Genomic DNA, 25,165 nt, shown 5'->3' on the forward strand with positions numbered 1-25,165 from the left:
CGGTGGCGCGCTTCGACCCGCGCGGGAGGGTGAACCGGGCTCTGCTCGTCGGCGTGCCCTCCTACGAGTTCACCCGGCCCGGCCATCCCTTCGGCGTGCCCGGCGACCTCGGTGCCGTCGAGCACAACCTCGTCGGCCTCGCGGCGGCCCTGGCCGAGGGGGCGGTCTTCCACGAGCACGAGATCGGCGTCGTCCGGCCGCGCAACGTCGACGAGTTCGACCGCCGTCTGGACGACGCCGTCGACGAGGCCGAGGGCCTGCTCCTGCTCTACTTCTCCGGGCACGGCGCCGTGCCCAGCACCGGCGACGAGCTGTGGCTGCTGATGCGCGCGGCGACGATCGTGGCGGGCACCGAGTCGGTGTTCCGGGGCGCCGTGCCCTGGAAGAGCGTCCTCACCGTGCTGACCCGCACCAGGGCCGAGCACGTGGTCGTCGTGCTCGACTGCTGCTACGCGGGCAACGCCTCGGCTGCCTGGGACGCGCTCGACACCGCACAGCGGCACCGGATCTCCCTCCTGATGAGCGTGCAGGCCAACAACCGGATCGACGCGGGGGACGACGCCACGGCGACGCCCTTCACCGCTGAGCTGATCCGCCGCCTGCGCGTCGGCGCGGACGGTGCCCCCGTGGGCTTCAGGGCGCTGGCGGAGGGGCTGCGGGCCCACATGTCCGCACACCACACGACGCTGCGCGAGCCCGCCGAGCCGTGGGAGCCGCAGGCCCGTCCGGCCGGCTCCGGCACGGACGTCGTGCTGGCCGCCGGATCCGGGGCGGAGGCGCCGGGAGCGGAGACCGTGCCGGGCCCCCCGGACATCCCGCACCGGCCCGAGCCGCACCACCCCGCGCCCCGCCCGCCGTCACCGCGCCGGTGGCCGCTGGGGGCACGACCCCGGACCCGTCGTCCGCGCCCGGCCGGCGGCCCCGGCCGGAGCCTGCGCCGGCACCTGACCGGCAGGACCCGCCTGGTGGCGGTCGCCGCCGGCGTGCTCGTCCTGCTCGCCGGGCTCGTCCCCGCCGGCCGCCTCCTCGCCGGCGGCCTCTTCGCCGACGACGGGCCCTGCACCCCGCCGATCGAACTCCGGCTGCTCACCGACCCCGAGATCGAGCCCACCGTACGCAAGGCGACCGAGGTGTACCTGGTGTCGGCCGACAACCGGACCGACGACGGCTGCCGGCGCAGCGGCATCACCGTGTACAGCGCCGGGGCCGCGGACGTCGTCGCCGCGTTCCACGACCGGTCCGATCCCTGGCAGCGGCCCACCTCCGAGGCGGTCAACCCGCAGCGGGACATCGGCCCCCAGCCGGACATCTGGATTCCCGCGACCTCGGCCAGCGCGGCCCGCGCCCGGCCGCCGCACAACCAGCGCAGCTACGCGGAACTCCTCATCGATCCGACGCCGTTCGCCTACTCGCCCCTCGTGCTCGCCGTCCCGCAGCAACTCGCGGCGGAAGCGGTCGCCGACCGGACCGGGAGCCTCACCCGGCTGATCGACGCCCTGCGCACCCGCGAGCCGAAGGCCGAGGTACGGCGTCCGGACCCGGAGCACACGGACACGGGCTTGGCCGCGACCGTCGGGCTGTACGGCGCCGGAACGCCGAACGCGGCCGGCGCCGAGGGCCGCGTCGCGCAACCCGGACCGCCCTCGCCCACCGGCGGCAGCCTGCTGTGCAGCCTGCCGGACGACGACGCCGTCGACGACCGGACCGCCGCCCTGGTCCCGGAGTTCCTGCTGAAGTCCGGGGTCGGCTGCGACAGCACGACGCGCGCCGTGCGGCTGGCCGCCTACCCCGACGACGTGCCGGGCCTGGACCCCACCTTCGTACGGGTGCGCTGGAGCGGAGCCGTGCGCGACGAGGGCGCGCGGCAGGGCGCGGTCGAGCGGTTCCGCACCTGGCTGACCGGTAGCGGTGACGGGACGGCCGGAGGAAACGGCACGGGGAACGACGAGGAGGCGGTCCAGGGCGGGCCGGCCGAGTTCGGCAAGGACGGTTTCCGCAGCCCCACGGGCGAACACCGGCCCCTCGCCCCCGACCTCACCTTCAGCGAGTTCGGCGCCGTCGCCGGTCCCGGCGCCCTCCCCGCGCCGGCCCGCCAGACCGCGATGGCCGAGGCCCTGAAGGAGTACCGCGACGCGAACGGACCCGGCCGGGTGCTGTTCCTGCTCGACAGTTCCGGCTCCATGGGCGACCTGTGGGCGGGCCCCGGCGGAGCGCCCGGCATCCTCAAGCAGTCGCTCGGCGGCCTGGGGGAGCAGGACGAGTACGGCGTCTGGGCGGTGGGAGCCGCCCCCGGTGCGACGCTCGCCCACCAGGAGCTGCTGCCCTTCGGCCGCTACCGGCGTGAGGAGGCCGAGCGCGCCGTCGACCAGCGTGCCCAGGTCAAGGACGTGGAGGCGGATCCGCACCGGGCCCTGACCGCCGCCCTGGACGACATGGCCCGGCGGGGCGCCGACGACGATCGTCCGCAGCTGATCGTCTTCATCACCGACGGCGAGGACGACGACCGGCTGACCGAGGGCGGACGGCTCGACGGCCTGCGCGCCCTCGCGCGGGACAAGGGCGTCCCGGTGGTCATGGCCATGCTGGACGGCGGTGGCTGCGAGCAGGGCAAGCCGGCGGCGGCCGTCTCCGAGACGAGCGGCGGTCGCTGCCTCGACACCAGGACCGATCTCGTGGCCGGACTGCGCGACGAGGTCGCCCGAGCGGGAACGGGGGACGAGGGATGAGACGGGGCACCGTGCCGCGCGGGGGGTCCGGCCGGCGCGTCCGGGCCCGGCTCCGGCTCGGCGCCGCGCTGCTGGTGGCGGGCCTCACGCTGGGAGGGTGCAGCGGGAGCGGCGGCCGGGCCTCCGGGCCCCCGGCCGGGCCCGCGGGCACGGCCGTCGCGGAGGGCGAGATCGTGGTGGCCAGCGGGCGGGATGTCACCGGCAAGGGCGGCATCCGGCAGCAGCTCATCGAGCAGTGGAACCGGCAGCAGGAGGAGAAGGGCACCGCATTCCGCGCCCGGCTCGTCGAACTCCCCGGTTCGGCGGACCAGCAGCGCAGCCAGCTGCTGGGGGCGCTGCAGTCCGGCAGCGCGGAGTACGACGTGGTCAACCTCGACGTCACCTGGGTACCGGAGTTCGCCGACGCGGGCCTGGTCCGGTCCCTTCCCGAAGAGCTGCTGGAGGCGGATGTGATCCCGTCGGTCGCGGCCACCGCCCGCTGGGCGGGGAAGCTGTACGCCATCCCGTTCAACAGCGACGTCGGGCTGCTCTTCTACCGCCGTGACTACCTGAAGAAGGCGGGCGTCACGGAGACCGAACTCGGCAAGGACACCGACTGGGCCACCGTCCAGCAGCTGATGGGCACCGTGGGGGACACCGGCCGGAGCGCGGCGGACGGCTACGAGAAGGGATGGACCACCCAACTCGCCCCGTACGAGGGGCTGACCGTGAACGGCATCGAGGCGTTCGCCTCCGCCGGTGAGGGGGTGGCGCTCACCGACGGCGCCGGCCGGTACACCGGTTCCGAGGCGGCCCTGGCGGCGGGCATCGGGGAGCTGCGCAACCGCACCCAGGCCCCGTTGACGCTCGCCGACGCGGCCCGCTCCGACGAAGCCGGATCCCTCGGTGACTTCGCCGACGGACGCACCGCGTTCCTGCGCCACTGGCCCTACGCCTACGGCAGCCTCCACCAGAGCCTGGCCGCCGAGCAGTTGGGGGTGGTCCCGCTGCCCGGCCGGGCCGTCCTCGGCGGCCAGAACCTCGCCGTGACCCGGGCATCGAACCGCGGCCCGGCCGCGCAGGAGCTGATCAGGTTCCTCACCGGCAAGGAGAGCGAGCGCTGCCTGCTCGACGCCGGTTTCGCGGCCACCAGACGGTCCGCGTACGAGGAGAACGGCCTGACGTGCCGCGTCGCCAAGGCCGCCGCCCCGGCCACTCCCCACGCCGAGGGCACCGACCGCATGCCGCGCGACGGGCAGGGCCGGCCGAAGTACGCGCGCGACACGCTGCTGCCCGCGCTGGAGAACGCCGTCCAGCGCCCCCGTACCCCGCTGTACGGCGCCTTCACCCAGACCTTCACCGCGGAACTGCGCCGCCTGTACGCCGACAAGCCGCCGACGGACGCCCGCCTCGCGCGGGACCTGCACGCCAAACTGAAGGGCGCCCTGCCACACCGCTGACGACGGCCAGGCCCGGGCCCGCGCGTGCGGCGGGGGAGGCCGGGGCAGGATGGCGGGGTGCACACGACGACGGAACTGGTGGCGAGGGCGGCCGCGCTGGCCGCCGGTGACGGGCGGCGGATCCTCGGCATCGCCGGGCCGCCGGGGGCCGGGAAGTCGACGCTGGCCGCCCGGCTCGCCGCAGCCCTCGGGCCGCGGACGGCCGTGGTGGTCCCGATGGACGGGTTCCACCTCGCCCAGGCCGAGCTGGTCCGGCTGGGGCTGGCCGACCGCAAGGGCGCCCCGGACACCTTCGACGCCGCGGGGTACGTCTGCCTGCTGCGCCGCCTGCGCGGATGCGCAGCCGGCACGGTGTACGCACCCGCCTTCGACCGCGCCCTCGAGGAACCCGTCGCGGGCAGCATCCCCGTGTCCCCGGCCGTTCCGCTGGTGATCACCGAAGGCAACTACCTGCTGCACGACGCGGGGGAGTGGGCGGCCGTCCGGCCCCTGCTGGACGAGGTCTGGTACCTCGCCCCGGACGAGGAGCAGCGGGTGCGGCGCCTGGTCGACCGGCACGTCCGCCACGGCAAGGACCCGGCCCGCGCGCGGGCCTGGGTGGCCCGCTCGGACGAACCGAACGCCCGCCTCGTCGCCGCCGGCCGCCACCGGGCCGACCTCGTCCTCGACGGGGGATGAGCGGCGTCGCCTTCGCCCACCGGTCCCGGCCGAGTGCGACACGGCGGGGAGGACAAAGGCGGACGGGGCACGCGGAGTTCGCTGTTAGGGTGACGTGCGCCCGTCAAGATGGGCGGTCTCGGTCTCTGATATTCCAACGGGGTTGAACGTGAAGCTTCGCCATGTCCGCGCAGTCGCCGTCTTCGGCATCGCCGTGTTCGCACTCACCGGAGCCCGTGGCTCCCACGGCGGCAGCTGCGACAGCAGCAGCAGTTCCGGCTCGAGTTCGAGCAGCTCCGGCGGAGGCAGCAACGACGGTGGCAGCTCCAGCACGAGCAGCGGAGGCAGTTCGAGCGGCGGTTCCGCCACCGGCGGTTCCAGCAGCAACAAGGCCGAGCGCGACATCAAGATCGAAAGCTGCAAGCTGGACGACTCCCGCAAGAACCTGGTCGCCCGCATCACCGTCACCAACAGCGGTTCGGTCGGCTACACCTACAACATCACCATGAAGTTCCGCGGGGACGCCGCCTCGACCGCGACCCCCGCCACGGCCAGGGTGACCGGGCTCACCGTCAAGGCGGGCGCCTCCCAGCAGGCCGAGGCCACCACGACGTACACCGGCAAGGGCGACGGCAGCGAGTACAAGGAATGCGTCGTCTCCAGCGCCTCGAAGAACGCGCTCTGACGCACCCGTCGCCCGAGGGGCCCGGCCCGGCCGGTGCCCGCGGGTGAACTCCGGGCGCCGCCGGTGCGGCGCACCGGCGGAGCCCTCCGTACGACGCGCCTCAGCCCCCGCCGCCGAAGCGCCACGCCTCGATGTCGCGGTAGTGGATCGGCCCCGGCCCGCGGCCGATGTTGCTGCCGACCAGGTGCAGGCGCTCGGCCGGCCAGGTGCGGCCGGTGAACGAGTCGAGCGCCTCGGCCGCCTCCACGGCGCAGGACGGTTCGGTCCGGCGCGACCGTGCCAACGTCAGGTGGGGGCGCAGCGGCCGGTCCTCGAAGGGCACGCCGCACTCCCTGACCACCGTCCGCACCGCGCCGGCGAGCCGGTGCAGCCCGTCGAGATCCCCGCCGATCCCGCTCCACAGCACCCGGTCGTCGAAGTGCCCGCCGCCGTGCAGCGCCAGGTGTACGGGCCGGTGCGCGGCCGCGAGGGCCGCGAGCGGCGGCCGCAGCAGCGGAACGGTCCCGACCGGGAGCTCCCCGAGGAACGCCAGGGTGATGTGCCAGTCCTCGATGCGGTTCCACCGCATGCCGGGGTACGCCTCGTAGGCGGGGCGCAGTTCCCTCGCGAGCTCCTCCTTCGCGTCGTCGGGCGGGGCGAGGGCGATGAATATCCGGACGGTCGCGGACTGGTTCTGTGCGTTCACAGGACACTTCGTACCGTGTGGCGCGGGGTCCGGTCATCTTCCGGGCCGTGCGGGGGCCCCGGTCAGACGCTCGCCAGCTGCGGGATCAGCCGCAGGGCGTTGTCGTGGTGGATGCCCCGCAGCTGGTCCGGGGTGAAGGCGGGATCCGCCTCCAGAGCGGGCAGCGCCAGGTCCATCACGGTGTCGGCGGGGGCCGCGGGCCAGTCGGTGCCGAACAGGAGGTGGTCGGCGGGCACGTGCTCCAGGAGCGTCGCGGCGCCGGCCATGGGACCGGCGGTGTCGTAGTAGAAGCGGCGCAGGTGGTCGCGGACCGCGGCGGGCTCGACGGCCGGGTCGCAGAAGCGGCCCAGCGCCTCCAGCCGTCCCGCGATGTAGGGGACGAAGCCGCCGGCGTGCGGCAGGATGACCGAGATGTCCGGGAAACGGTCGAGGGTGCGATGGGCGATCATGTTCACTGCGGCCCGCGTCGTGTCCAGCAGGAAGTCGCACAGGAAGTTGGGGATCCCCGGAACGGACATCGCGCCCGGCGCGCCGTCCGGCAGGTTGTGCGGGTGGGTGTCGACCACGGCGGCGTGCTCGTTCAGCTCGTGGAACACCCGGTCGTAGGAGGGATCGCCCAGGTAGACGCCACCGTGGTTGGCCGTCACGTTCACACCGACCGCCCCGAGCCGGCCGAGCCCGCGGCGTACCGCCCAGGACGACGCGTCGGGGTCGTCGAGGAAGAGCGGCACGTAGAACGAGAACCGTCCCGGATGCGAGCTGGCCACGTCCAGCATCGACTGGAGCGTGATGTTGATCGCCTCGCGCAGCTGCGCGGTGGAGCGGTAGCGCGCCGGCAGCATGGGCTTGAGCACGGCCGTGGAGATGCCCGCGCGGTCCATGAACGCGATCGCAGCAGCGGTGTCCAGCCGCGACCACGGAGGCAGCTTCTCGGGCTTGACCAGCCCGTGCCGCGCGGCCCACTCCCTCCATTCCGGCGCGCAGTAGTGGTGGTGCATGTCGATCTTCGACGTCGCCGCGTGGTCGTCCGTGCCGGCCGGGGCCGACGGGACGCGCGCCGTGCCGACGGTTCCCTCAGCGCCGACGGCCTCCTCGACGCCGAGGGCGGAGCCCAGCGGCTCGTCCGTCGGCGCTCCGAGCAGGGGCAGCCGGGAGGTGCTCAGGGAATCCGTCATGCGAAATCCACCGTCCGTCGGGGCTGGATGGGGTGACCGGGCATAGCCGGGAACACGCGGGCGCGGCGCGGGTCAGGGAGCCAAGGGCGCGACGGGCCCCACGGCGGGCACGGCGGGCACGGACTTCAGGGGTACGCCGTCCCGCGCCGCCGGCCGGGAGGGCTCCAGGACGAGCCGCAGCTCCTGCAGCCCCCGGAACGCCGGCATCGGCCCCTTGAGCCAGGCCCCCTTGCTCGCCTCCGCGTCCACCAGCTCCATCTCCGGGAACTCCCGCAGCAGGCAGCCGAGGGCGATCTCGAGTTCGAGCCGTGCCAAGGGCGCGCCCAGGCAGTAGTGCGTACCGTGGCCGAAGCCCAGGTGTGTGCTCTGGAGCCCCTCGCGCGTCACGTCGAGGACGTCGGGGGAGTCGAACCTGCCGGGGTCGCGGTTGGCCGAGGTGAGGGCGATCTGGACCAGGGACCCCTGGGGGATCACCGTGCCGCGGACCTCCACGTCCTGCGTCGCGTACCGGAACGTGGACGACTCCACCGATCCCTCGAAGCGGACGATCTCCTCCACCGCCCGCGGGACCAGCAGCGGGTCCCGGCGGAGCGCGGCCAGCTGCTCCGGGTGGAGGAGCAGGTTCAGCACGGAGTTGCCGATCTGGAACGCGGTGGTCTTGTGGCCGGCGAAGAACAGGACCCACAGCGAGGCGATCAGTTCGGCGTCGTCCAACCCCTCCTCGGCACGGATGAGGTCGGTGAGGAACGAGTCCGAGGGGCGTGCGCGGGTGTCCGCGATCAACCGGGCCAGCCGGTCCCGCAGCCACTCCTCGGCCGCCTGCAGCTCCGCCCCCATCCGGGGGTCGAACCGGGCGCGCGAGACCACCGCGAAGTGGGAGAGGATCTCGGGCCGGTCCCCCTCGGGGATGCCCATCAGGTCGCACAGGACCGCGATGGGGAGCGGGAACGCGAACGACGACATCAGGTCGACCGGGTCGCCCTTGGGGCACGCGCCGAGGAGCCGCTCCGCCAGCGCGGTCACCTTCGGCCGCATCTCCTCCACCCGCCGGGGCGTGAAACCGCTCCGCAGCACCCGGCGCAGCCGGGTGTGCCGCGGCGGGTCCGAGTTGAGGACGTTGTCGTCCAGCGCGTCGAAGAAGCTGCCGTACACGGCGTGGTAGGTGTCGATCGCGCCGCGCATGTCCTTGCTGAAGCGCGGGTCCGAAAGCGCGTCCCGGGCGTCGTCGTAACGGGTGATCAGGTATGTGTCGACCCCGTGGGCGGGCGTCAGCCGGCACACCGGCGCCTGCTCACGCAGCGCCGCGTAGACGGGATGGGGGCACGCCCGGAACTCGGGCGTGCCTCTGGACACGGCCGACACGAGGTCGTGCAGCGCACCGTGGTCGCCCGGTGCCGCGTTCTCCTGCGTCATGTTCCGCACCCTCCGTGCCGCTCGACTTCCGCGGACACACCGGTTCCCTGACGGAGCCGGACGCGAAACCACGGTTGGGTCGATGGGGTGAGCCGTCCGGGCCCGGCGGGGCCCCGCGTCCCGCTCCGCCGTCACCCGGGCGGCGGTCAGCCGACCTGTCGCGCCGTGTGGCGGGCCGGGGCGGCGCCGGACAGGCTGCTCGTGACGTCAGCCCTCCCAAGGAGTCCGAACATGGCCCGAAGCCTCACCCCGGTCCTCACGATCGCCGCCTCGCTGACCCTGGGGCTCGTCGCCGCCCCCGGGGCGGGAGCCGACTCCGGCCGGATCCCGGCGGCCGCCCAGGCGATCACCTACAAGGCGACCGCCCGCTACAAGGTGCACGCCAACGCGGTGGAGGCGGGCTACGTGCCGGACCGGTACTGCGTCGTCAACCGCGAGGGCCCGGGGGCGCTCGGCTACCCGCACTTCAACCACGCCCTCGACAACTCCGTGGACCCGGCGAAGCCGGCCGCGCTGTTCTACGAGGACGACGGGCGCGGCGGCAAGCGCCTGGTCGGAGTCCAGTGGCTGGTCTACGACCGGGACCAGGACCTGGCGACGGACGACGACCGGCCCGCGCTGTTCGGCACCGCGTTCAAGGGCCCGCAGCGCGGCCACTTCCCGGGCCAGCCGGTCCACTACGCGCTGCACCTGTGGCTGTGGAAGAAGAACCCGCTGGGCACCTTCGAGACGTACAACCCCACCGTGCACTGCCGCCCCGGCACCACCCGGCCGTCTCCGCAGTCCTGACCCTGGTGCTGTGACCGGAAAGGTTCACCGCGTCGCGGCGCCCGGCACGGCACCTCGCCGCGTTGTCGGACCGCGCACGTACGTCCAGTACGAGCCGCGCCCCTCCGCCTTGCGATGCACCGCACCGGACACCGCGACCCGGCAAACCCTTCCGGCCGCAGCACTAGCGGCGGACCGCGTCGAGGAGCAGCCGCGCGGCCACCGCCGCCCCGTCGGTGCGGATCGTGCCGGCCACGGCCCGCGCCCGGGCGCGGACGCCGGGCGCCAGCGCCGTCCCGAGCGCCGACGACAGGGACGCGACGGTCGGAGCCGGGCCGTCGTGCGCCGCGCCGATGCCCAGCTCGGCCACCCGGGCCGCCCAGTACGGCTGGTCCACGATCTGCGGCACCACCACCTGGGGCGCGCCGGCGCGGGCGGTCGTCGTCGTGCCCGCCCCGCCGTGGTGCACCACGGCGGCCACCCGGCCGAACAGCGCCTGCTGGTTGACCTCGCCGACGGCGAGGCAGTCGTCCAGGCCGTCGAACGGACCGAGCCCGGCCCAGCCGCGCCCGACGAGTACGCGGCGGCCCCGCGCCCGGACCGCTTCGACGGCCACCCGGGCGATGTCCGGCACGGCGCGCATCGGCAGCTGCCGAAGCCCACGTACACCGGCGCCGCGCCGGCCTCCAGGAACGCCTCCACCTCGGCCGGCAGGGGGCGTTCGTCCGGCAGGATCCACGCCCCGGTCCGGACGACATCGAGGTCGGTCATCGCCTGCCGCGGGCCGAGGACCGGATCGGCCGCCGGCCACGGCCGGGCGGTGAAGACGTGGTCGCGGACGTTGTCCACCGGAGGCAGGCCGAGCGACGCCCGGTGGGTGTTGAGCGGCTCCGCGTACAGCGCTTCACCCGCCGGGCGTCCAGGTCCCACGCGTCACGGTGCCCGGTCACCCCGGGCGGGGGCGGCAGACCGGGCCGCAGCGACGGGCGGTAGTGCGGCGACGGCAGTTCGAAGGGGTGGGAGCACGCGTACACGTAGCGGACCCCCAGCTTCTCGGCCACCGACCGCACACCGGCGGGCATCGGCCCGGACGCCACCACGACGTCGCACCCCTCGGCCGCGGCGGCGATGGTGTCGAAGTGCGCGGAGACCAGCTCGGCCGCACGCCCGGGCGCGTCCCCGGCCGCCGGGGCCACCGCCCCGGTCACCAGCGCCCGTACCGGAAAGCCGAAAGGCACCCGTTCGACGCCGGCGCCGTCCAGCAGCCGCGCGAACTCCTCGTCCGGCGGCGCGCAGACCCGCACCCGCGCGCCGAGGCCCCGCAGCCGCACGGCGAGCCCCACCACCGGCTCGACATCGCCGCGCGAGCCGTACATCGACAACACCACGCGCATCTCCGGGACTCCCGTCCTCGCGGTGACCGGCTTCGGCCGGTGCTTCTTGCAACACGCCCCGCACGGGCGGCGGGTCAGACCGCCTTGAGGGTGGCCGCTCCGAAGGAGACGTCGAACCGGTCGCACCAGACGGAGACGCTGGAGTAGGCGGCCGGGTCCACCGCGGCCGGGATCTCGTAGTTCTGGTCCCCCTTGTTGCCCTTGAGCTTGCCGAGGCTGACGTGCTTGCCGTCGTCGAACACGTGCCATCCGGCGGTGCCTTCGCGCACGGGGGCGTCGGTGATCAGCACGCGCAGGTCGGGTCCGTTGCTCGTGTCCAGGTCCTCCAGGCGCAGGGTGTGGGAGCCGTCGGGGAGCCGGATCAGCTTCACGGTGCCCGTGGTGGTGTGCTCATGGCTGATGAAGGTGCCCTCGGCGACGGTCTTCGGCGCCGCGGGGGCGGGGGAGGGGCCCGCCGGGGGCGCGGCCGGGGCCGTTGCCGGGAGCGCTTCGCGGACCGTGTCGTCCTGCCACAGCTTCCAGGGCTGGAACCAGTAGAGGCCGGCGCCCAGGGCCAGCGTCGCGAGGACCAGGATCCCGACGAGCCTCCTGCCGCCCCGTTTCTTCGTCGCCACCGTCTGTCCTCTCCATCGCACGGGACCGTTGCCCGCATTCAACGGCATCCGCACCCCCGAAACCAGGCCCGGCCCCGGCAGCCCGGGCAGCGCCGGCCGTGGACGTGACGGCATACTCGCTGCATGCCCACGCTCGAACGGTCGACGCTGCTGCAGGCTTTCAGGATTCCGGCGGCGTTCCTGACGGCCGTGAGCCTGGCCGTGTCGCGGATCCTGCGCGCGGAGGGCGCCCAGCGGCATGCTCGGGGGCAGGGCGCGCGGGCCGAGCACGAGGGCCGGGCGGCGGCGATCCTGGCGGAATCGCAGGGCAGGGCCGCCCAGATCACAGCCGAGTACGACGGCCGCGCCGCGGTGATCAGGGCGGAGGCCGACCGCCGCCGGGCGGATGCGGAGTACCTGCGCGCGGAGAAGGGCCTCGACCCGCTCCCGGGGCCGGGGCCCGACCCGTCGGGACCGGCGGCCATCGGTCCCGGGCTGGACCCCGGCGGCACGCCGGGCTCCGACCGCTCGCCGGGCACCGCGCCCCCCGAGCCTCCTCCGCGGTCGGGACAGGACGGCGAGGTCTGAGAACCGCCGCGCGACGCGGCCCGCCCGCCACCGGCTACCGGTACTCGACCGTCAGCGTCGCCCGGGTGTCCCTGTTGACGAAGAGGTACGCCGTGGCCGGCTGGTTCTGTTCGAACCGAAGGCGGACCTGGGTGCGTCCGGAACGGTTGACCGCGGACAGGCCCGCCGCGGACAGGTCAGCGGAGGCTTTGCTGCCCGAGGTGAAAGGGCCGATGTCCGCGGCGCCGGCGGCCGTCGCGGCGGCGGCCCAGTCGGAGGGCTCGACCGCGCAACCGCCGAGGCAGCCCCGGTGGACGTCCACGAGGAGGCGGTTCCCGGCCGGCCCGGCCCAGGGGTCACCGGATCCGCTGCTCCTGGTCAGGGTCACCCAGGCGCGGGTGATCTCCCTCCCGGCGGGAACGGCGCCGGTGTCGAAGGACAGGACGCCCCGGTTGTACTTGCCGTCGGTGCCCCGCCCCAGTGCCAGCCCGTACGCGCCTTCCAAAGTGCCGACGGCCGGCCCCGAGCCGTCACCCGCGGCCTTGAGATAGCCGTCCTCGGCGTCCAGGCTGGGCAGGGTGAGGGTGCCCGTCGGCGGCGGTGTCGAGCCGGTGCCGCGCAGCGCCTTGACCATGCCCATGATCGTCTCGATCTGCTTGCCGCCGTGCCGGGCGTAGGCGGAGTCGCCGAGGTAACCCCACCAGTTCCAGCAGCCGTTGGGGTTGTCGAGGGTCGTGGTCGGGACGGCTTGCGGGTACAGGACGATCAGGTCGTTGGTGTCGGCGTACTCGTTGAGGTAGGCCTTGTCGATGAATTGGGTGCCGAACCCCTGGTACGAGTAGCCCTGCTTGCAGCCGTGGAGCGTGACGACCACCTTGCAGGCGGCCCCGCCCGCACACGGCGCCGGGACGTAGACGAAGCCGTTCTCGTCCATGGAGATCGGCTTCGCCGCGCCCCCGGGCGCGTAGCGGTTCTGGTCGAACCGGATCAGGCTGCCGCCGGGCCGGGCCGCGGGCTCGCTGACCGAACCCAGGAGGTGCCCGAGGAACTCGCGCTCGGCGTCGAACCCGCAGTCGTTGATCCACGGTGTGGCGGTGACCGTGCACCCGTTCGGACCCAGCGGGCTGATCCAGGCGTGACCCGCGGCGGTGCTCCTGTTGTAGAGCACGTCGGCGCCGAAGTGCCGGTAGTAGTCGTCCAGCGCCGCGGTCACGGGGCGTTCCACGGTCGAGTCGTTGGCCCCGCTGAACACGTAGACCGGGTCGCCCCGCAGGCCGGCCACGTCGTCGACGGAGCCCTGTGCCGACCAGTTCGACGTGATCTGCTTCAAAGTGGCGAGCTGGAGGTCCTGGACGACCTCCATGCAGGCGTTCAGGGCCTTGCCCAGGTCGTTCTGCGCGCAGTACTGGGGCCCCGAGGCGAAGGCGGCCGAGCCGTCGAACGTGGCGGAGTGGGCCACGTGCAACTGCGTCGCCATGTACCCGCCGGACGACACGCCCGCGCTGTAGACGCCGTCGACGTTGTAGGCCCTGAGTTCGCCGGCCACGGGCGGGACGGCAGCCGCTGCGATGCCGGCGGCAGCAGGGCCCGAGCCGCCGACGAGCGCGCCGACGCCGAGCACCAGGGCCGCCACGGCCCCACCGAGCCTTCCGATCACTGGATACATCCACCCTCCACCGCTGTGGGACAGCTCACTGGTCCGGACGGCTGCGACGTTAGCTGCGCGCCGCGTCCCGCACGCACGGTGAGGGTGACCACATCGGACGGGCAGGCTGTGGCGGTCGCCCCTCTGGACGCCCTGTTCCCGGCCAAGGTGGCGTTTGCGCCGGACACCGGGAACCCTCAGGCGGGCCGCCTCGTTCCTGTGGAGTCCACCGATTCGATGCGGATTGTGAGCCGATGACCACCGTGCCCCAGCCCTCGTGCCCCGCCGTCGTTCCCGCCCTCCCGCCGCTGACCGACCAGGCGGAACACCTGATCGCACTCGGCGTGCACGCTCTGGCCGGGGTGTCCGCCGAAGCGCTGCGCGCATGCGCCGAGGAGGCCGGCGGAGGGCACGACGGGGCCCTGCTCGCCCTCCACCCGGACCGCGTCCCCGCCTCCGCCCTCGCGCCGCTGCTGCGCCGCCAGGGCAAGCCCGGTTTCGTCGTCACCGACATGCCCGACGTGGACCGGTTCGCCCCCTGTGCCGTCGACCTGCCGGACGCTCCCTTCTACCTGGTCACCGGCCTGGACCGGGGCGACGACATGGCCAACTGGAGCCCGGACGAGGCGCTGCCCGCCCTCGCCGGAGCGCACCGCACCCCGCTCCTGCTGACGGAGGGCATCCAGTGGGTGCTCCAGCAGCCGGCGGTCCTCGAACGCAACCGCTGCTTCATGACGATCGGCTCCCGGCTCCGCAAGGAGAACGGCTCCCTCGACGCGCGCACCGCCGCCATCTGGATCAGCAACGGCCTGGGGAGGGACGGCCGCGACCGGCGCGACGCCCCGAAGGTCGGCTGGTGCTGGTGGGGCAACCGCCACACGTGGCTGGGCTTCGCCTCCGCCACGGGGCGCGTGTAGCAGGGGGCACCGAGGGCCGGGAGGGGCCGTCGCCTACGCGGGCTTCGAGTGGAGGACCTCCCGCGCCTGGTCCGCGGCGCGGGCGATGCTCTCGGAGATGAAGTCGACGAAGCGGGCGATGTTCTCCAGTCGGGCGGCGGCCGGCGTGCCGCTGCCGAGGATGTCCACGCCCTGCCGGGCGATCTCGCCGAGGTGGGCGGTGGCGCGGGCGCCGGCCATCGTCGACTGGTAGAGGACGTCGTCGTCCACGACATAGCGCTCGCGCCGGCGCTCGTCGCGCTCCCGCCGGATGAGGCCCTGGTTCTCGAGGAACGCGATCGCCTTGGAGACGGACGCCGGGCTGATCCGCAGCCGCCCGGCGAGTTCGGAGGCGGTGAGGCTGCCGGCGTCCGTGGTGTACAGGCAGGCCAGCACCCTGGCGGTCATCCTGGGCAGGCCCGACTGCATGAAGACGGTGGCGAACACCTCTTCGTACGCACGCACCGCCTCCGCGTCGCGCCCGTGCGCCTGCGGCGGCGCGTCCGCGTCCCTGGTGGCGGGGCGCCTGCGCCGGTGGGCGCGCTGCTCGGTGGCGCGGTGGGCCAGGTCGGCGCGGTAGGAGGCCGGGCCGCCGTTGCGCATCACCTCGCGGGTGACCGTCGAGGTGGGACGGTCGAGGCGTCGGGCGATCTCCGCGTAGGCGAGGCCGTCGGCCAGTCCCGCGGAGATCTGCTGACGTTCCTGCTGGGTGAGCCTGCCGCCCGGCATCGCGGGGTCTCCTTCGGTGGTCGACGGAGGGCCCAGCGTAGCGTTGGGTGACCGTTCATTGCAATGGGTTGCTTGTTCAGGTCAGAAAGGCAACGTAGCAACGGGGGGTTCGCGCCGGGCGACCGGCCCGCCGGGCGCGGCCGGCGGGCCGGTGCTTGCCGCTCGGGGACCTTCGGTCAGCCGATCTCGTAGTCGAACCAGATGCGGTGCGTCCCGTCGTCGTCGACGGCCAGCCCCCCGGCACCCGAGATGCCGGTCAGCTCGCCGGTGCCGCTCGACGGCACGATGGTGAAGAACTCCGCCGTGCGGTCGTTGCCGGACGTGGAGGCGGAATGGACGAAGTTGAAGGACCCCTCCCGACCGCCCACCGAGCCCTCGAACGACTCCATGGCCACATAGGTGCCGACGCCGGTCGCGTCGTCGAACGCGGCGGTGAACAGGGTCGCCGCGCGCCCCACCACCTCGCCCTGGAAGAGTTTCTCCATCGTCGCCACACCCACCGGTGTGCCGGTGGACACGGCGGGTTCGGGCTTCAGCTCGGCCGGGACGAAGGTGTTGACGGTGAACGTTGCCATAGCTCTCATGTGCCGACCGTACCGAAGGGGTCCGTCACAGCAGGGCCGGTTCGCAGATCGGGCCCGCGTGCCGCGGGTTCGTCGCGAGGTGCCGGTTGACGACGCCGGGTGTGTGATGGCTCGTCATGTTCCCGACCCCGCCCACCGTGCCGGTCCGGTCCAGGCCCTGTCGTCAAAGTCCCGCCTGGCCCTGCTCTGACGACAGGACCTAGCGCGAAGCCGGGGTCAGCAGCACGAAGTCCGCTCCCGACGGGTCGAGGCAGACGGCCAGCCGGCCCACGCCCTCGGCGTCCTCCGGGCCCATCTGCACGCTGCCCCCGCTCTCGGTGACCCGGGCCGCCGCCGCGTCGCAGTCGGTGACGTGGAACACGGGGTGCCAGTACGCCCGTCCGTTCGTCAACGCGAGCTGCTCCGCGGGGAGTTGCATCAGGCCGCCGTGCATGCGCTCCTCCGGCAGGCCGGCCGGGGTGATGAGGTGGTACGTGCCCGAGCCGCCCGGCATCCCCATGCCGCTGAAGGTCCAGCCGAAGACACCGCCGTAGAACTCCTTCGCGGCCTCGGCGTCGGTCGTGTACAGCTCCGTCCACGACAGCGAACCCGGTTCGTCGACCAGGTCGACGCCCTGGTCGGTGCCGGGCTGCCAGACGGCGAACTCGCCGCCCTGCGGGTCGGTGTACTGCGCCATCCGGCCCCACTCGTCGAGGTCCCTCGGGGGCACCCGCACCGTCCCGCCCGCGCTCTCGACGGCCCGGGTCGCGGCGGTCGCGTCGGCGACGCTGTAGTAGATCATCCAGGCCGGGCGGGCGCCCTCCTCGGTGAGCTTGCCGAGTCCGGCGACGATCTTGCCGTCCTTCCGGAACATGCCGCCCTCCATGTCCCCGTCCGCGCCCCCCGCCATGGCCCCGTCCGCGCCCCCCGCCATGGCCCCTTCCGTGTCGCCCGCCCCGCCCATGGACTCGTACTCCCAGCCGAACACCGCGCCGTAGAAGGCGGCGGCGGCTCGGACGTCCGGAGCGCCGAGGTCGAGCCAGCAGGGGGAACCGGGGCGGAAGTCAGTGGTGATCATGAGAGTGCCTTTCATGGACCGTCCAGGATCCCCAGCGTCGCACCGGGCACTGACACGCGCCTGTCGATCGCCCGCCCGGGCACCTGCCGATCACCGGACGGCGGCGGCGCGCCGACCCTCCCCGACCGGGCGGCCGGCGCGCCGCAGCGCCCCGGGCGTGGTGCCGTACCAGCGCCGGACCGCGCGGCGCAGGGCGCGGGCGTCGGCGTACCCGCCGCGCGCAGCGATCGCGTCGACCCCGAGGTCGGTGTCGTGGAGCAGCCGCGTGATCCGCTCCCGCCGCAGGGCCTCGAGCTCGTCGTGCCAGCCGGTGCCGTGTTCGTCCAGGCGGCGCTGGAGGGTCCTCGGACTGACGGCCATGCGCCGCGCCACGTGGGCCATCGTCGGCGTGGCCTCCTGCTGGGCGGAGGCCAACGCGGCGCGGAACAGGGCCAGCCAGTCGTACAGCGGGACCGCGGCGGCCAGCGTCTGCTCGGCGTGTCTTCGCAGCACGGCCGACAGGCCCGGCTGGGCGTGGGGCGCCGGGGCGTGGAGATCGGCGGACCGGAAGGTGATCGCGCTGTCCGGTGCTCCGAACTCGATGGCGCGCGTGCCGTACAGCTCGATCAGCCTGTCGTGCCGGCGGGGCGCCTCGGCGGCCAGGGTGACCCGGACGGGTACGAGGCGGCGTTGCGCGGCCTCGCTCAGCCGCCGCTGGTAGAGGCCGAGCGCGTAGCCGCGGATGGCGCAGGCCGCTTCGTGGGCCAGGTCGGCCTGGTTGAGGTGGCTGACCGTGACGTGTCCGCGGTCCTCGGCGACCCGGAGGGTGTCGGTGGAGGTGTCGGCGACGGTGGCGATGTACGCGGCGGCGTCCCGGATCCCTTCGAGCGGGGTGGGCGCGGAGGTGATCAGGTAGTCCCACACTCCGAAGGTCCCGATGTCCGACTGCCGGGCCAGCACCAGGGAGAGCTCGGTCCAGGGGGCGCGGGCGGTGGTCAGTTCCGCGATGCGGATCCCCGTGGCGGAAGGAGTCCGGCACCGGTCGTCGTCGAGGTGCTCGGGCGCCAGGCCCGGCAGGTGCGCGTAGTCCTGCGGTGGTACATCGAGCAGCCGAGCGGCCTTGACGCTCAGTCGGGTGAGAGCGGAGGAAGTCGTTCCCTGATGTTCGTGCGCGGCCACAGGCGCCGAGCATAGACGAGCGTGAGCCGCCGGCCCGGCTCCGGATCCTGGCGCCCGGTGTCCCCACCTCGGCGCGTACGGTCCCCCCGTGGCGCGTACGGTCCCCTGGCTGGCGCGTGCTGTCCTGGGCGACCGGTCCTCCCGGCCGTAGCGTGGTGATCGTTCCCACGCGGTGCGGCCGGCACGGTCCAGCACCTGGCGACGGGTGGCGGCCGACGCGTGTGCGCGTCCCCGGCCCAGCCCTTCGGAGTTGCCGTGTGGACATCGTGAGCGGAGCCCCCCCACGGGGGTGGGGGGCCCGCACCACCATCGCGTGCGCGCGGCGCACAGCACGTCGGCCCGCCGCCCCGGCGCCGCCGTGCCACCGACCACGGCACGTCACCGCATTACGCTGACGGGATGAGCGGCCACGAGCACACCCCCGCTGCCCGCGCGGGCGGGGTGGGCCTGAGCACCGGAGCCGTGGCGAGGCGGCTCGGGGTCTCGCCGACGACCCTGCGCTCCTGGGAGCGGCGTTACGGCATCGGGCCGGCGGACCGGGAGCACGGCCGGCACCGGCGGTGGTTCCCGCCGGACGTCTCCCGACTCGAACGGATGTGTCTGCTCACCGCGCAGGGCGTACCGCCCGCGGAGGCGGCCCGGGCGGCGATGGGCTCGACGAGCCCGACGGTCCTTCCCCCCGGGAGCCCCGTAGAGCAAGCCCGGGCGGCGGAGCAGGCGCCCGCCGGCACCGGCTCGCACACGCCCGGAGGGCGCGGCGCGCTGCCACTGGGCGCCGTGCGCCAGGAGTGCCGCGGGCTGGGCCGTGCGGCGGTGCGGCTCGACTCGGTGGCCGTCGCCGAACTCCTCGCGCGCGCCCTCGACACCTACGGCTGCGTCGTCACCTGGGAGGAGATCATCGCGCCCGCGCTGCACGCCGTGGGCCGCAAGTGGGCGTCATCGGGGGAGCGCTACGTCGAGGTCGAGCACCTGCTGTCCTGGCACGTGTCGACGGCCCTGCGGCAGGCCCGCCAGGGTGCCGAGAGCGCCGGCGGGCCGCCCGTACTCCTCGCGTGCGCGCCCGGCGAACAGCACAGCCTGCCCCTCGAAGCGCTGTACGCCGCCCTCGGGGAGGCCGGTCTGCCCCGGCGGATGTTCGGCCCGGCGCTGCCGGTGGACGCGCTGCGCGAGGCGGTGCGGAGGGTGGGCCCCTCGGTCGTCGTGCTGTGGGCGCAGGTCAAACCGGCCGGGGTGGACCTCGACCGGGTGGTCGAGGTCGTCTCCGGCGCGCGGTGGGGGGTCAGGGGCGCGCGGTCGCAGCCGGAGCTGCTGCTCGCCGGACCGGGCTGGGCGGGCGTGCGCGCGGCGGGACGCCGGCGGCTCACCGGACTGGGCTCGGGCCTGGAGGTGATCCGCGCCCTGGTGGGTCCCGCGCCCGCCGGGGAGTACGGCGGTTGACGACGACTGCCGCCTGCACGACGGCCGATCGCCGATCGCCGATCTCCGGCCTCCGGCCTCCGACCTCCGGCCTCCGACCGTCGACCTCCGACGGCCGACCGGTCGGCGGAGCGGAGAGGTCCGTTTCAGGACTCCCGGTTCCCGCCCGGGCCGTCCAGGCTCCGGCGCAGCGACCGCAGACCCCTGCGCATGTGGCTCTTGACCGTGCCCAGCGGCATGCCGGTCCACTCGGAGATCGCCACCTGCGTCAGACCTCCGTAGAAGGCCAGGCACAGCACCTCGCGCTGGTGCACGGGCAGACCCGTCAGGGCCTCCAGAAGGAGCACCCGGTCCAGCGCCGCCTCGGGGCCCCCGCCGGGCGCCGTGTCCTGCCGGTCGCCGGACTCCGTGCACTCGGCGCGTACGGCGGCTGTGAGCCGGGTCCGTACGGTCAGTGCGTCCATGGCCTTGTGGCGGGTGATGCCCGCGAGCCATGCCGCCAGATCGCCGCGCTGCGGGTCGTAGCGGTGGCGGCCCCGCCAGGCGTCGAAGAACACTTGTTGGGTGATGTCCTCCGCGGTGTGCCGATCGCCCGTCGTGCGCCAGGCCATGGTGTGCACCATGCCGCCCCAGCGCCGGTAGGCGTCGGTGAACGATTCCTCGTCGCCCTCCTTGAACCGCCTGGAGAGCTCGACGAGCTCGCGCGTCTCGTCGGACGGTGTACGGGTCGCGGTGCTGGCGAGAACCATGGGTCCGGCTCCTCGTGCCGAGAACGGGCGGGGTGACGCAGGCGGGCGTGGTGCCGCAGCCCGACGAGCGTGGCTTCCGGCGCTCCCCGCCCGCAACTTGCAGCGTTTCTGCATCGATATCGACGCGCCAGCCTCCGCCCGCTCCGCCCCTGCCCGGTACGGGTGGTGCATCCGCCCGGGCTCCCCGCAATGAAGGCATCCAAGGCGGTAACAGCCGTTCCCTCGCACGAAACCGCTCGAAGTGGAGGCACCCATGTCCGCACCCAGCGACGAACCCGGGCCCACGACGGAACCCCCGCAACCGCGGGGTCCGCTGCTCTGCCTGGTCACCGGAGCCGGCGGCTACATCGGGGGCCGTCTGGTGCCCGAGCTGCTCGATGCGGGCCACGCGGTCCGCTGCCTGGCCAGGTCGCCCGAGCGGTTGCGCGACCACACCTGGGCCGGGCGCGCCGAGATCGTCCGGGGAGACGTCACCGACGCCGCGTCGACCGGCGACGCGCTGCGCGGGGTGGACGTCGCCTACTACCTCGTGCACTCGCTGAACTCCGGCAGCGCCTTCGAGCAACGCGACCGGGAGGCGGCCCGTACGTTCGCCGAGGAGGCCCGCATCGCGGGTGTGCGGCGCATCGTGTACCTGGGCGGGCTGGTGCCCGCCGACGTGCCCGACCACCGTCTCTCCCCCCACCTGCGCTCCCGCGCCGAAGTCGGCCGGATCTTCCTGGAGGGTGAGGTGCCGGCGACGGTCCTGCGTGCGGCGGTCGTCATCGGTTCCGGCTCCGCCTCCTTCGAGATGCTGCGCTACCTCACCGAGCGGCTCCCGGTCATGGTCACCCCGAGCTGGGTCGGCAGCCGGGTCCAGCCGATCGCGGTCCGCGACGTGCTGCGCTACCTCGTCGGCAGCGCGACCATGCCCGCCGACGTGAACCGGGCCTTCGACATCGGCGGGCCGGACGTCCTGACGTACGAGGAGATGATGCGCCGCTACGCCGCCGTGGCGGGTCTGCGACACCGGCTGATCCTTCGGGTGCCCATGCTCACCCCGCGCCTGTCCAGCCACTGGATCGGCCTGGTCACCCCGGTTCCGCGCGGGCTGGCCCGGCCGCTCGCCGAATCGCTGCGCCACGAGGTGGTCTGCGACGAGCACGACGTGGCCCGCTACGTACCCGACCCGCCGGGCACCCCCGTCCCCTTCGACCGGGCGCTCGCCCTGGCCCTCGAGCGCGTGCGCGAGGCCAACGTGACCACCCGTTGGTCCAACGCCTCCGTCCCCGGCGCACCGAGCGATCCGCTGCCCACGGACCCGGCGTGGGCCGGCGGCAGCCTCTACACCGACGACCGGACCCGGGCCACCACCGCCTCCCCGCATGCGCTGTGGAAGATCATCGAGGGGGTCGGGGGTGACAACGGCTGGTACTCCTTCCCCCTCGCGTGGGCCATCCGGGGCTGGCTCGACCGGCTCGTCGGCGGAGTCGGCATCCGGCGCGGCCGCCGCGACGCCTCGCGGCTGCGGGTGGGCGACTCGCTGGACTTCTGGCGGGTCGAGGAGATCGAGCCCGGCCACCTGCTGCGGCTGCGCGCGGAGATGCGGCTGCCGGGGCTGGCCTGGCTGGAGATGTACGCCGATCCCCGTGCCGGGACCGCCGGGCCGGGCGGCGCGACCTACCGCCAACGCGCGCTCTTCCACCCGCGGGGGCTCCTCGGCCACCTCTACTGGTGGAGCGTGGCCCCCTTCCACGCCGTGGTCTTCGGCGGCATGGCCCGCAACATCACCCGCGCCGCCGAACGCGACGGCGCCGCCGAACGCGACGCCGCCGCCGCGCCGTCCCGCGGCTCCTCCCCGTTCCCCGGCTCCTCCCCGTCCCCCGCTTCCCCGCCCGGTGACGGATAGCGCATCCGCGAACGGCCGCCTTGGGGAAGACCCCTCAGCCGGCATCCGCCCAACCGATACGGAGCGCGCCCCCCATGTCCGTCGCGATCGTCCTCTACACCTCCGACCTGCGCCTGCACGACCACCCGCCCCTGCGCGCAGCCCTCTCGTCCGCGGCGGAGGTGGTGCCGCTGTTCGTCCGTGACAGCCGCATCGCGGCGGCCGGCTTCGACGCACCCAACCGGCGGGCATTCCTCGCCGACTGCCTCGCCGACCTCGACGCCGGGCTCCGCGCCCGCGGGGGCCGGCTGGTGCTGCGCTCGGGGGATCCCGTGGCCGAGGTGGCCGCGGTGGCGCAGGAGGCGGACGCCGACGAGATCCACATGGCCGCCGGCGTGAGCGCGTACGCCCGCGCCCGCGAGGCACGCCTGCGCGACGCCCTGGAGGGCGAGGGCCGCCGGCTGTACGTGCACGACGCGGTCGTCACCGTCGCCGCCCCCGGCGATCCGGCACCGGCCGGCTCCGACCACTTCGCGGTGTTCACCCCGTACTTCCGGCGCTGGGCGGAGCTGCCGCTGCGCACGCTTCCCGCCCCGCCGCGCCGGGTGCCCGTCCCCGCGGGGATCGCCTCCGAGGCCCTGCCCGCGCGCACCGCCGTCCGGGGTGTCTCGGAGCGGGTGGCGCGGGGCGGGGAGGTGGAGGGCCGGGAGCTCCTCACGCGCTGGCTGGACGGCGGGATCCGGGAGTACGCCGAGACGCACGACGACCTGGCCGGCGACCTGACCTCGCGCCTCTCCCCGCACCTGCACTTCGGCACCGTCTCGGCCACCGAGATCCTCCGGCGCGCCCGGCAGCGGGGCGGCCTCGGAGCCGCCGCGTTCGTACGCCAGATCTGCTGGCGCGACTTCCACTACCAGGTGCTGGCCGCACGGCCGGAGGCCGCCGCCGCGGACTACCGCACCCGCCACGACCAGTGGCGCACCGAGCGCGACGCGCAGGAGGAGATCCGGGCGTGGCGCGACGGCCGCACGGGCTACCCGGTCATCGACGCGGCCATGCGCCAGCTGCGCCACGAGGGCTGGATGCACAACCGGGCGAGGCTGCTGACCGCGAGCTTCCTGACCAAGACGCTGTACGTGGACTGGCGGATCGGAGCCCGGCACTTCCTCGACCTGCTCGTCGACGGCGACATCGCCAACAACCAGCTCAACTGGCAGTGGGTCGCCGGAACCGGCACCGACAGCCGCCCCAACCGGGTGCTCAACCCGCTGATCCAGGCCCGCCGGTTCGACCCGGACGGCGCCTACGTGCGCCGCTGGGTCCCCGAGCTCGCCGGCCTTTCCGTCCCGTACGTCCACCAGCCGTGGAAACTGTCCGGTCCGGAGCGCTCCGCGATCGACTACCCGGACCCGATCGTGGACCTGGCGGACGGGCTCGGCCGGTTCCGCCACAGCCGGGGCATCGGCTGAGGGACGCGGACTCGGCCGGACGGGCACCTGCGGATGCAGCCCGGCGAGGCGTTCGCCAGACTGATCGGCAAGCACGGCGCCGTACCGGAGGCCGACGACGGCCCCGCGGTCATCGGGGCTCACCGGCGAGACGACCGCGGAGCGGGTGATGATGGAATTCCCCCTGTCCGTGCGCTCCCGCACGGACCGCGGTGGCGGTACGGGCCTCGGCCCACGTACGGACCGAGGCGGGCGCCGGGACCCGCTGCTGCCGCCGGTCGTCGCCTGGCTGGTCGCCAACCTCGTCACCTGGCTGGTCGCGAGGGCCTCCGTGGCCCGCGACGGATCCGCGGTGGCGTACTGGTCCACGGACAGCCGCCACCGCTGGGACTCCGGGCACTACCTGTCCATCGCCAGGTCCGGCTACGAGATGTTCCGGTGCCGGGAGCGCTATCCGGACTTCCGGGACGTGCTGTGCGGAAACGTCGCCTGGTTCCCCGGCTATCCCATGTCGGTCCGCGCGACCTCCGCCACCGGACTCGACTACGAGACGGCGGCGGTCGTCGTCACCGAGGCGTCCCTGCTCGCCGCGTTCGTGGTGCTGTGGTGGCTGCTGGGCGCCCGGCTCAGCTGGGCCACGGGCCTGACCCTGGCCATCGGCACGGTGTTCCCGGGCGGCGTCTACTTCCACGCGATGTTCCCGATCGCCACCGGCACACTGGGGCTGCTGCTGTGCACCGCCGGAGTGAAACGCGGCTCCTGGGCGACGGCGGCCGCCGGGGGCTTCGTGGCCGTCGCGTGCCATCCGGTCGGGGCCGTCGCCGTCGGCATGCTCATGCTGAGCGCCCTCTTCGCGTGGCGCGCGGACCCCTGGCCGGTCCGGTGCGCGAAGGCCGGGACGTCGGCGGCGCTCGCGGGCTGCGGCATGCTGTGGTCCAGATGGCTCATGTGGCGGGCGACCGGCCAGTGGGACGCCTACGAGACCCTCCAGCGGTCCAGCTACCGCCAGGGCGATGTGCACGAACCCCTCGCCGAGATGCGCAGCGCCTACGCCTTCCCGTTCAGCCACTGGTACACGCCTGAGGGGCCGCTGCCCTGGCTGGTCGAGCACGCCCTCGCCGCACACCGGCCGCAGCTCTGGCTGAACGCGGCGTTCGTGCTGCTGGTGCTGGCGACGGCCGCGGTGCGGCTCGTGCGCCACCGCGGGCTCGACGTCGAGGAATGGGCCGCCCTCGTCCTGACGGCGGCGGTCTTCCTCGCACCGTTCCTCGCCGGCGCGGAGATGTCGTGGTACCGCAACCACGCCCAGATGTTCGTCGGGCTCGTCCTGGTCAGGCGGATGCCCCGGTCGGTGCAGGTACCGCTGCTGGCCCTCTGCGCCGCGCAGTACGCCCTCCTGGGGGCGATGTTCTTCGCCGGAGTCCTGGTCTAGGCGGTGCCCGGGCCGGCGCGCCCGTCCCGCCCCGGTCGGCTCC

At 74.2% G+C, this 25,165-nt stretch carries 21 protein-coding genes and 1 pseudogene; 11 read left to right on the plus strand and 11 right to left on the minus strand.

What is annotated here, in order from left to right:
• Positions 1-2 precede the first annotated feature (2 nt).
• The 4 genes from AC07FY_RS30455 (at position 3) to AC07FY_RS30470 (ending at position 5,507) form a co-directional block, all read left to right on the plus strand.
• Positions 3-2,726 (plus strand): VWA domain-containing protein, encoded by a 2,724-nt coding sequence (locus AC07FY_RS30455; RefSeq protein ID WP_479012814.1) that lies wholly within the window; start codon positions 3-5, stop codon positions 2,724-2,726.
• A complete protein-coding gene (locus tag AC07FY_RS30460) occupies positions 2,723-4,165 on the plus strand; it encodes an extracellular solute-binding protein (protein WP_479012817.1) in 1,443 nt (480 codons plus the stop codon). The genes AC07FY_RS30455 and AC07FY_RS30460 overlap by 4 nt, the downstream gene beginning before the upstream one ends.
• Positions 4,166-4,222: 57 nt before the next feature.
• Positions 4,223-4,843 carry a nucleoside/nucleotide kinase family protein gene (locus AC07FY_RS30465; RefSeq protein ID WP_479012820.1) on the plus strand — a complete coding sequence of 207 codons (621 nt, stop codon included), beginning with the start codon at positions 4,223-4,225 and terminating at the stop codon, positions 4,841-4,843.
• Between the two features lie 148 nt (positions 4,844-4,991).
• Positions 4,992-5,507 carry a hypothetical protein gene (locus tag AC07FY_RS30470; protein WP_479012822.1) on the plus strand — a complete coding sequence of 172 codons (516 nt, stop codon included), beginning with the start codon at positions 4,992-4,994 and terminating at the stop codon, positions 5,505-5,507.
• 100 nt (positions 5,508-5,607) lie between these two features.
• Here the strand turns inward: AC07FY_RS30470 and thpR are convergent, their stop codons facing one another.
• From thpR to AC07FY_RS30485, 3 genes are all read right to left on the minus strand, one after another.
• Positions 5,608-6,192 carry an RNA 2',3'-cyclic phosphodiesterase gene (gene thpR, locus AC07FY_RS30475; RefSeq protein ID WP_479012825.1) on the minus strand — a complete coding sequence of 195 codons (585 nt, stop codon included), beginning with the start codon at positions 6,190-6,192 and terminating at the stop codon, positions 5,608-5,610.
• Positions 6,193-6,254: 62 nt separating this feature from the next.
• A complete protein-coding gene (locus AC07FY_RS30480; RefSeq protein ID WP_479012828.1) occupies positions 6,255-7,367 on the minus strand; it encodes an amidohydrolase family protein in 1,113 nt (370 codons plus the stop codon).
• A gap of 72 nt (positions 7,368-7,439) precedes the next feature.
• Positions 7,440-8,780 (minus strand): cytochrome P450 family protein, encoded by a 1,341-nt coding sequence (locus AC07FY_RS30485; protein WP_479012831.1) that lies wholly within the window; start codon positions 8,778-8,780, stop codon positions 7,440-7,442.
• Positions 8,781-9,011: 231 nt separating this feature from the next.
• On the opposite strand from AC07FY_RS30485, the gene AC07FY_RS30490 reads away from it, so the two are divergent.
• Positions 9,012-9,569, plus strand: coding sequence for a hypothetical protein (locus AC07FY_RS30490; RefSeq protein ID WP_479012834.1), 558 nt, complete (start codon positions 9,012-9,014; stop codon positions 9,567-9,569).
• 163 nt (positions 9,570-9,732) lie between these two features.
• Here the strand turns inward: AC07FY_RS30490 and AC07FY_RS30495 are convergent.
• Positions 9,733-10,942 (minus strand): annotated as a pseudogene (locus AC07FY_RS30495) (glycosyltransferase).
• Between the two features lie 74 nt (positions 10,943-11,016).
• Positions 11,017-11,556, minus strand: a complete 540-nt coding sequence (locus AC07FY_RS30500; protein ID WP_479012837.1) for a DM13 domain-containing protein — start codon at positions 11,554-11,556, stop codon at positions 11,017-11,019.
• A 123-nt stretch (positions 11,557-11,679) separates the two neighbouring features.
• Between AC07FY_RS30500 and AC07FY_RS30505 the strand changes: the two genes are divergently transcribed.
• Complete coding sequence (locus AC07FY_RS30505) at positions 11,680-12,123, plus strand: hypothetical protein (RefSeq protein ID WP_479012840.1); 444 nt, start codon at positions 11,680-11,682, stop codon at positions 12,121-12,123.
• A gap of 34 nt (positions 12,124-12,157) precedes the next feature.
• Here AC07FY_RS30505 and AC07FY_RS30510 read toward each other — a convergent pair whose 3' ends face one another.
• Positions 12,158-13,768: an extracellular catalytic domain type 2 short-chain-length polyhydroxyalkanoate depolymerase gene (locus AC07FY_RS30510; protein WP_479012843.1), complete on the minus strand. Its 1,611-nt coding sequence runs from the start codon at positions 13,766-13,768 to the stop codon at positions 12,158-12,160.
• Between the two features lie 233 nt (positions 13,769-14,001).
• Here AC07FY_RS30510 and AC07FY_RS30515 point away from each other — a divergent pair, with 233 nt between their 5' ends.
• Positions 14,002-14,664, plus strand: coding sequence for a DUF5701 family protein (locus tag AC07FY_RS30515; protein WP_479012846.1), 663 nt, complete (start codon positions 14,002-14,004; stop codon positions 14,662-14,664).
• A gap of 33 nt (positions 14,665-14,697) precedes the next feature.
• Here the strand turns inward: AC07FY_RS30515 and AC07FY_RS30520 are convergent, their stop codons facing one another.
• From AC07FY_RS30520 to AC07FY_RS30535, 4 genes are all read right to left on the minus strand, one after another.
• Positions 14,698-15,411 (minus strand): GbsR/MarR family transcriptional regulator, encoded by a 714-nt coding sequence (locus AC07FY_RS30520; RefSeq protein ID WP_479012849.1) that lies wholly within the window; start codon positions 15,409-15,411, stop codon positions 14,698-14,700.
• A 176-nt stretch (positions 15,412-15,587) separates the two neighbouring features.
• Complete coding sequence (locus tag AC07FY_RS30525) at positions 15,588-15,995, minus strand: DUF3224 domain-containing protein (RefSeq protein WP_479012852.1); 408 nt, start codon at positions 15,993-15,995, stop codon at positions 15,588-15,590.
• 199 nt (positions 15,996-16,194) lie between these two features.
• Positions 16,195-17,052: a VOC family protein gene (locus AC07FY_RS30530; RefSeq protein ID WP_479012855.1), complete on the minus strand. Its 858-nt coding sequence runs from the start codon at positions 17,050-17,052 to the stop codon at positions 16,195-16,197.
• Between the two features lie 90 nt (positions 17,053-17,142).
• The gene (locus tag AC07FY_RS30535; RefSeq protein ID WP_479012858.1) at positions 17,143-18,210 is read right to left on the minus strand and encodes an AraC family transcriptional regulator; all 1,068 of its coding nucleotides are present in this window, start codon (positions 18,208-18,210) and stop codon (positions 17,143-17,145) included.
• Positions 18,211-18,609: 399 nt separating this feature from the next.
• Between AC07FY_RS30535 and AC07FY_RS30540 the strand changes: the two genes are divergently transcribed.
• Complete coding sequence (locus tag AC07FY_RS30540; protein ID WP_479012861.1) at positions 18,610-19,647, plus strand: MerR family transcriptional regulator; 1,038 nt, start codon at positions 18,610-18,612, stop codon at positions 19,645-19,647.
• A 125-nt stretch (positions 19,648-19,772) separates the two neighbouring features.
• On the opposite strand, the gene AC07FY_RS30545 is transcribed toward AC07FY_RS30540, so the two are convergent.
• The gene (locus tag AC07FY_RS30545; RefSeq protein ID WP_479012864.1) at positions 19,773-20,375 is read right to left on the minus strand and encodes an RNA polymerase sigma factor; all 603 of its coding nucleotides are present in this window, start codon (positions 20,373-20,375) and stop codon (positions 19,773-19,775) included.
• 253 nt (positions 20,376-20,628) lie between these two features.
• Here AC07FY_RS30545 and AC07FY_RS30550 point away from each other — a divergent pair, with 253 nt between their 5' ends.
• The 3 genes from AC07FY_RS30550 (at position 20,629) to AC07FY_RS30560 (ending at position 25,122) form a co-directional block, all read left to right on the plus strand.
• Positions 20,629-22,263 (plus strand): SDR family oxidoreductase, encoded by a 1,635-nt coding sequence (locus tag AC07FY_RS30550; RefSeq protein WP_479012867.1) that lies wholly within the window; start codon positions 20,629-20,631, stop codon positions 22,261-22,263.
• A 74-nt stretch (positions 22,264-22,337) separates the two neighbouring features.
• Positions 22,338-23,711, plus strand: a complete 1,374-nt coding sequence (locus tag AC07FY_RS30555) for a cryptochrome/photolyase family protein (RefSeq protein WP_479012870.1) — start codon at positions 22,338-22,340, stop codon at positions 23,709-23,711.
• Between the two features lie 148 nt (positions 23,712-23,859).
• On the plus strand, positions 23,860-25,122 hold the full coding sequence (locus AC07FY_RS30560; protein ID WP_479012873.1) for a hypothetical protein: 1,263 nt from the start codon (positions 23,860-23,862) through the stop codon (positions 25,120-25,122).
• The last annotated feature ends 43 nt before the right edge of the window (positions 25,123-25,165 follow it).

This window comes from Streptomyces sp. NPDC045967 (assembly GCF_056430495.1).

Coding starts and splice junctions, on each gene's coding strand:
- AC07FY_RS30460 (WP_479012817.1), top strand. CDS start 2,723: ATGAGACGGGGCACCGTGCCGCGCGGGGGGTCCGGCCGGCGCGTCCGG.
- AC07FY_RS30480 (WP_479012828.1), bottom strand. CDS start 7,367: ATGACGGATTCCCTGAGCACCTCCCGGCTGCCCCTGCTCGGAGCGCCG.
- AC07FY_RS30485 (WP_479012831.1), bottom strand. CDS start 8,780: ATGACGCAGGAGAACGCGGCACCGGGCGACCACGGTGCGCTGCACGAC.
- AC07FY_RS30490 (WP_479012834.1), top strand. CDS start 9,012: ATGGCCCGAAGCCTCACCCCGGTCCTCACGATCGCCGCCTCGCTGACC.
- AC07FY_RS30505 (WP_479012840.1), top strand. CDS start 11,680: ATGCCCACGCTCGAACGGTCGACGCTGCTGCAGGCTTTCAGGATTCCG.
- AC07FY_RS30510 (WP_479012843.1), bottom strand. CDS start 13,768: ATGTATCCAGTGATCGGAAGGCTCGGTGGGGCCGTGGCGGCCCTGGTG.
- AC07FY_RS30515 (WP_479012846.1), top strand. CDS start 14,002: ATGACCACCGTGCCCCAGCCCTCGTGCCCCGCCGTCGTTCCCGCCCTC.
- AC07FY_RS30520 (WP_479012849.1), bottom strand. CDS start 15,411: ATGCCGGGCGGCAGGCTCACCCAGCAGGAACGTCAGCAGATCTCCGCG.
- AC07FY_RS30525 (WP_479012852.1), bottom strand. CDS start 15,995: ATGAGAGCTATGGCAACGTTCACCGTCAACACCTTCGTCCCGGCCGAG.
- AC07FY_RS30530 (WP_479012855.1), bottom strand. CDS start 17,052: ATGATCACCACTGACTTCCGCCCCGGTTCCCCCTGCTGGCTCGACCTC.
- AC07FY_RS30540 (WP_479012861.1), top strand. CDS start 18,610: ATGAGCGGCCACGAGCACACCCCCGCTGCCCGCGCGGGCGGGGTGGGC.
- AC07FY_RS30545 (WP_479012864.1), bottom strand. CDS start 20,375: ATGGTTCTCGCCAGCACCGCGACCCGTACACCGTCCGACGAGACGCGC.
- AC07FY_RS30550 (WP_479012867.1), top strand. CDS start 20,629: ATGTCCGCACCCAGCGACGAACCCGGGCCCACGACGGAACCCCCGCAA.
- AC07FY_RS30555 (WP_479012870.1), top strand. CDS start 22,338: ATGTCCGTCGCGATCGTCCTCTACACCTCCGACCTGCGCCTGCACGAC.
- AC07FY_RS30560 (WP_479012873.1), top strand. CDS start 23,860: ATGATGGAATTCCCCCTGTCCGTGCGCTCCCGCACGGACCGCGGTGGC.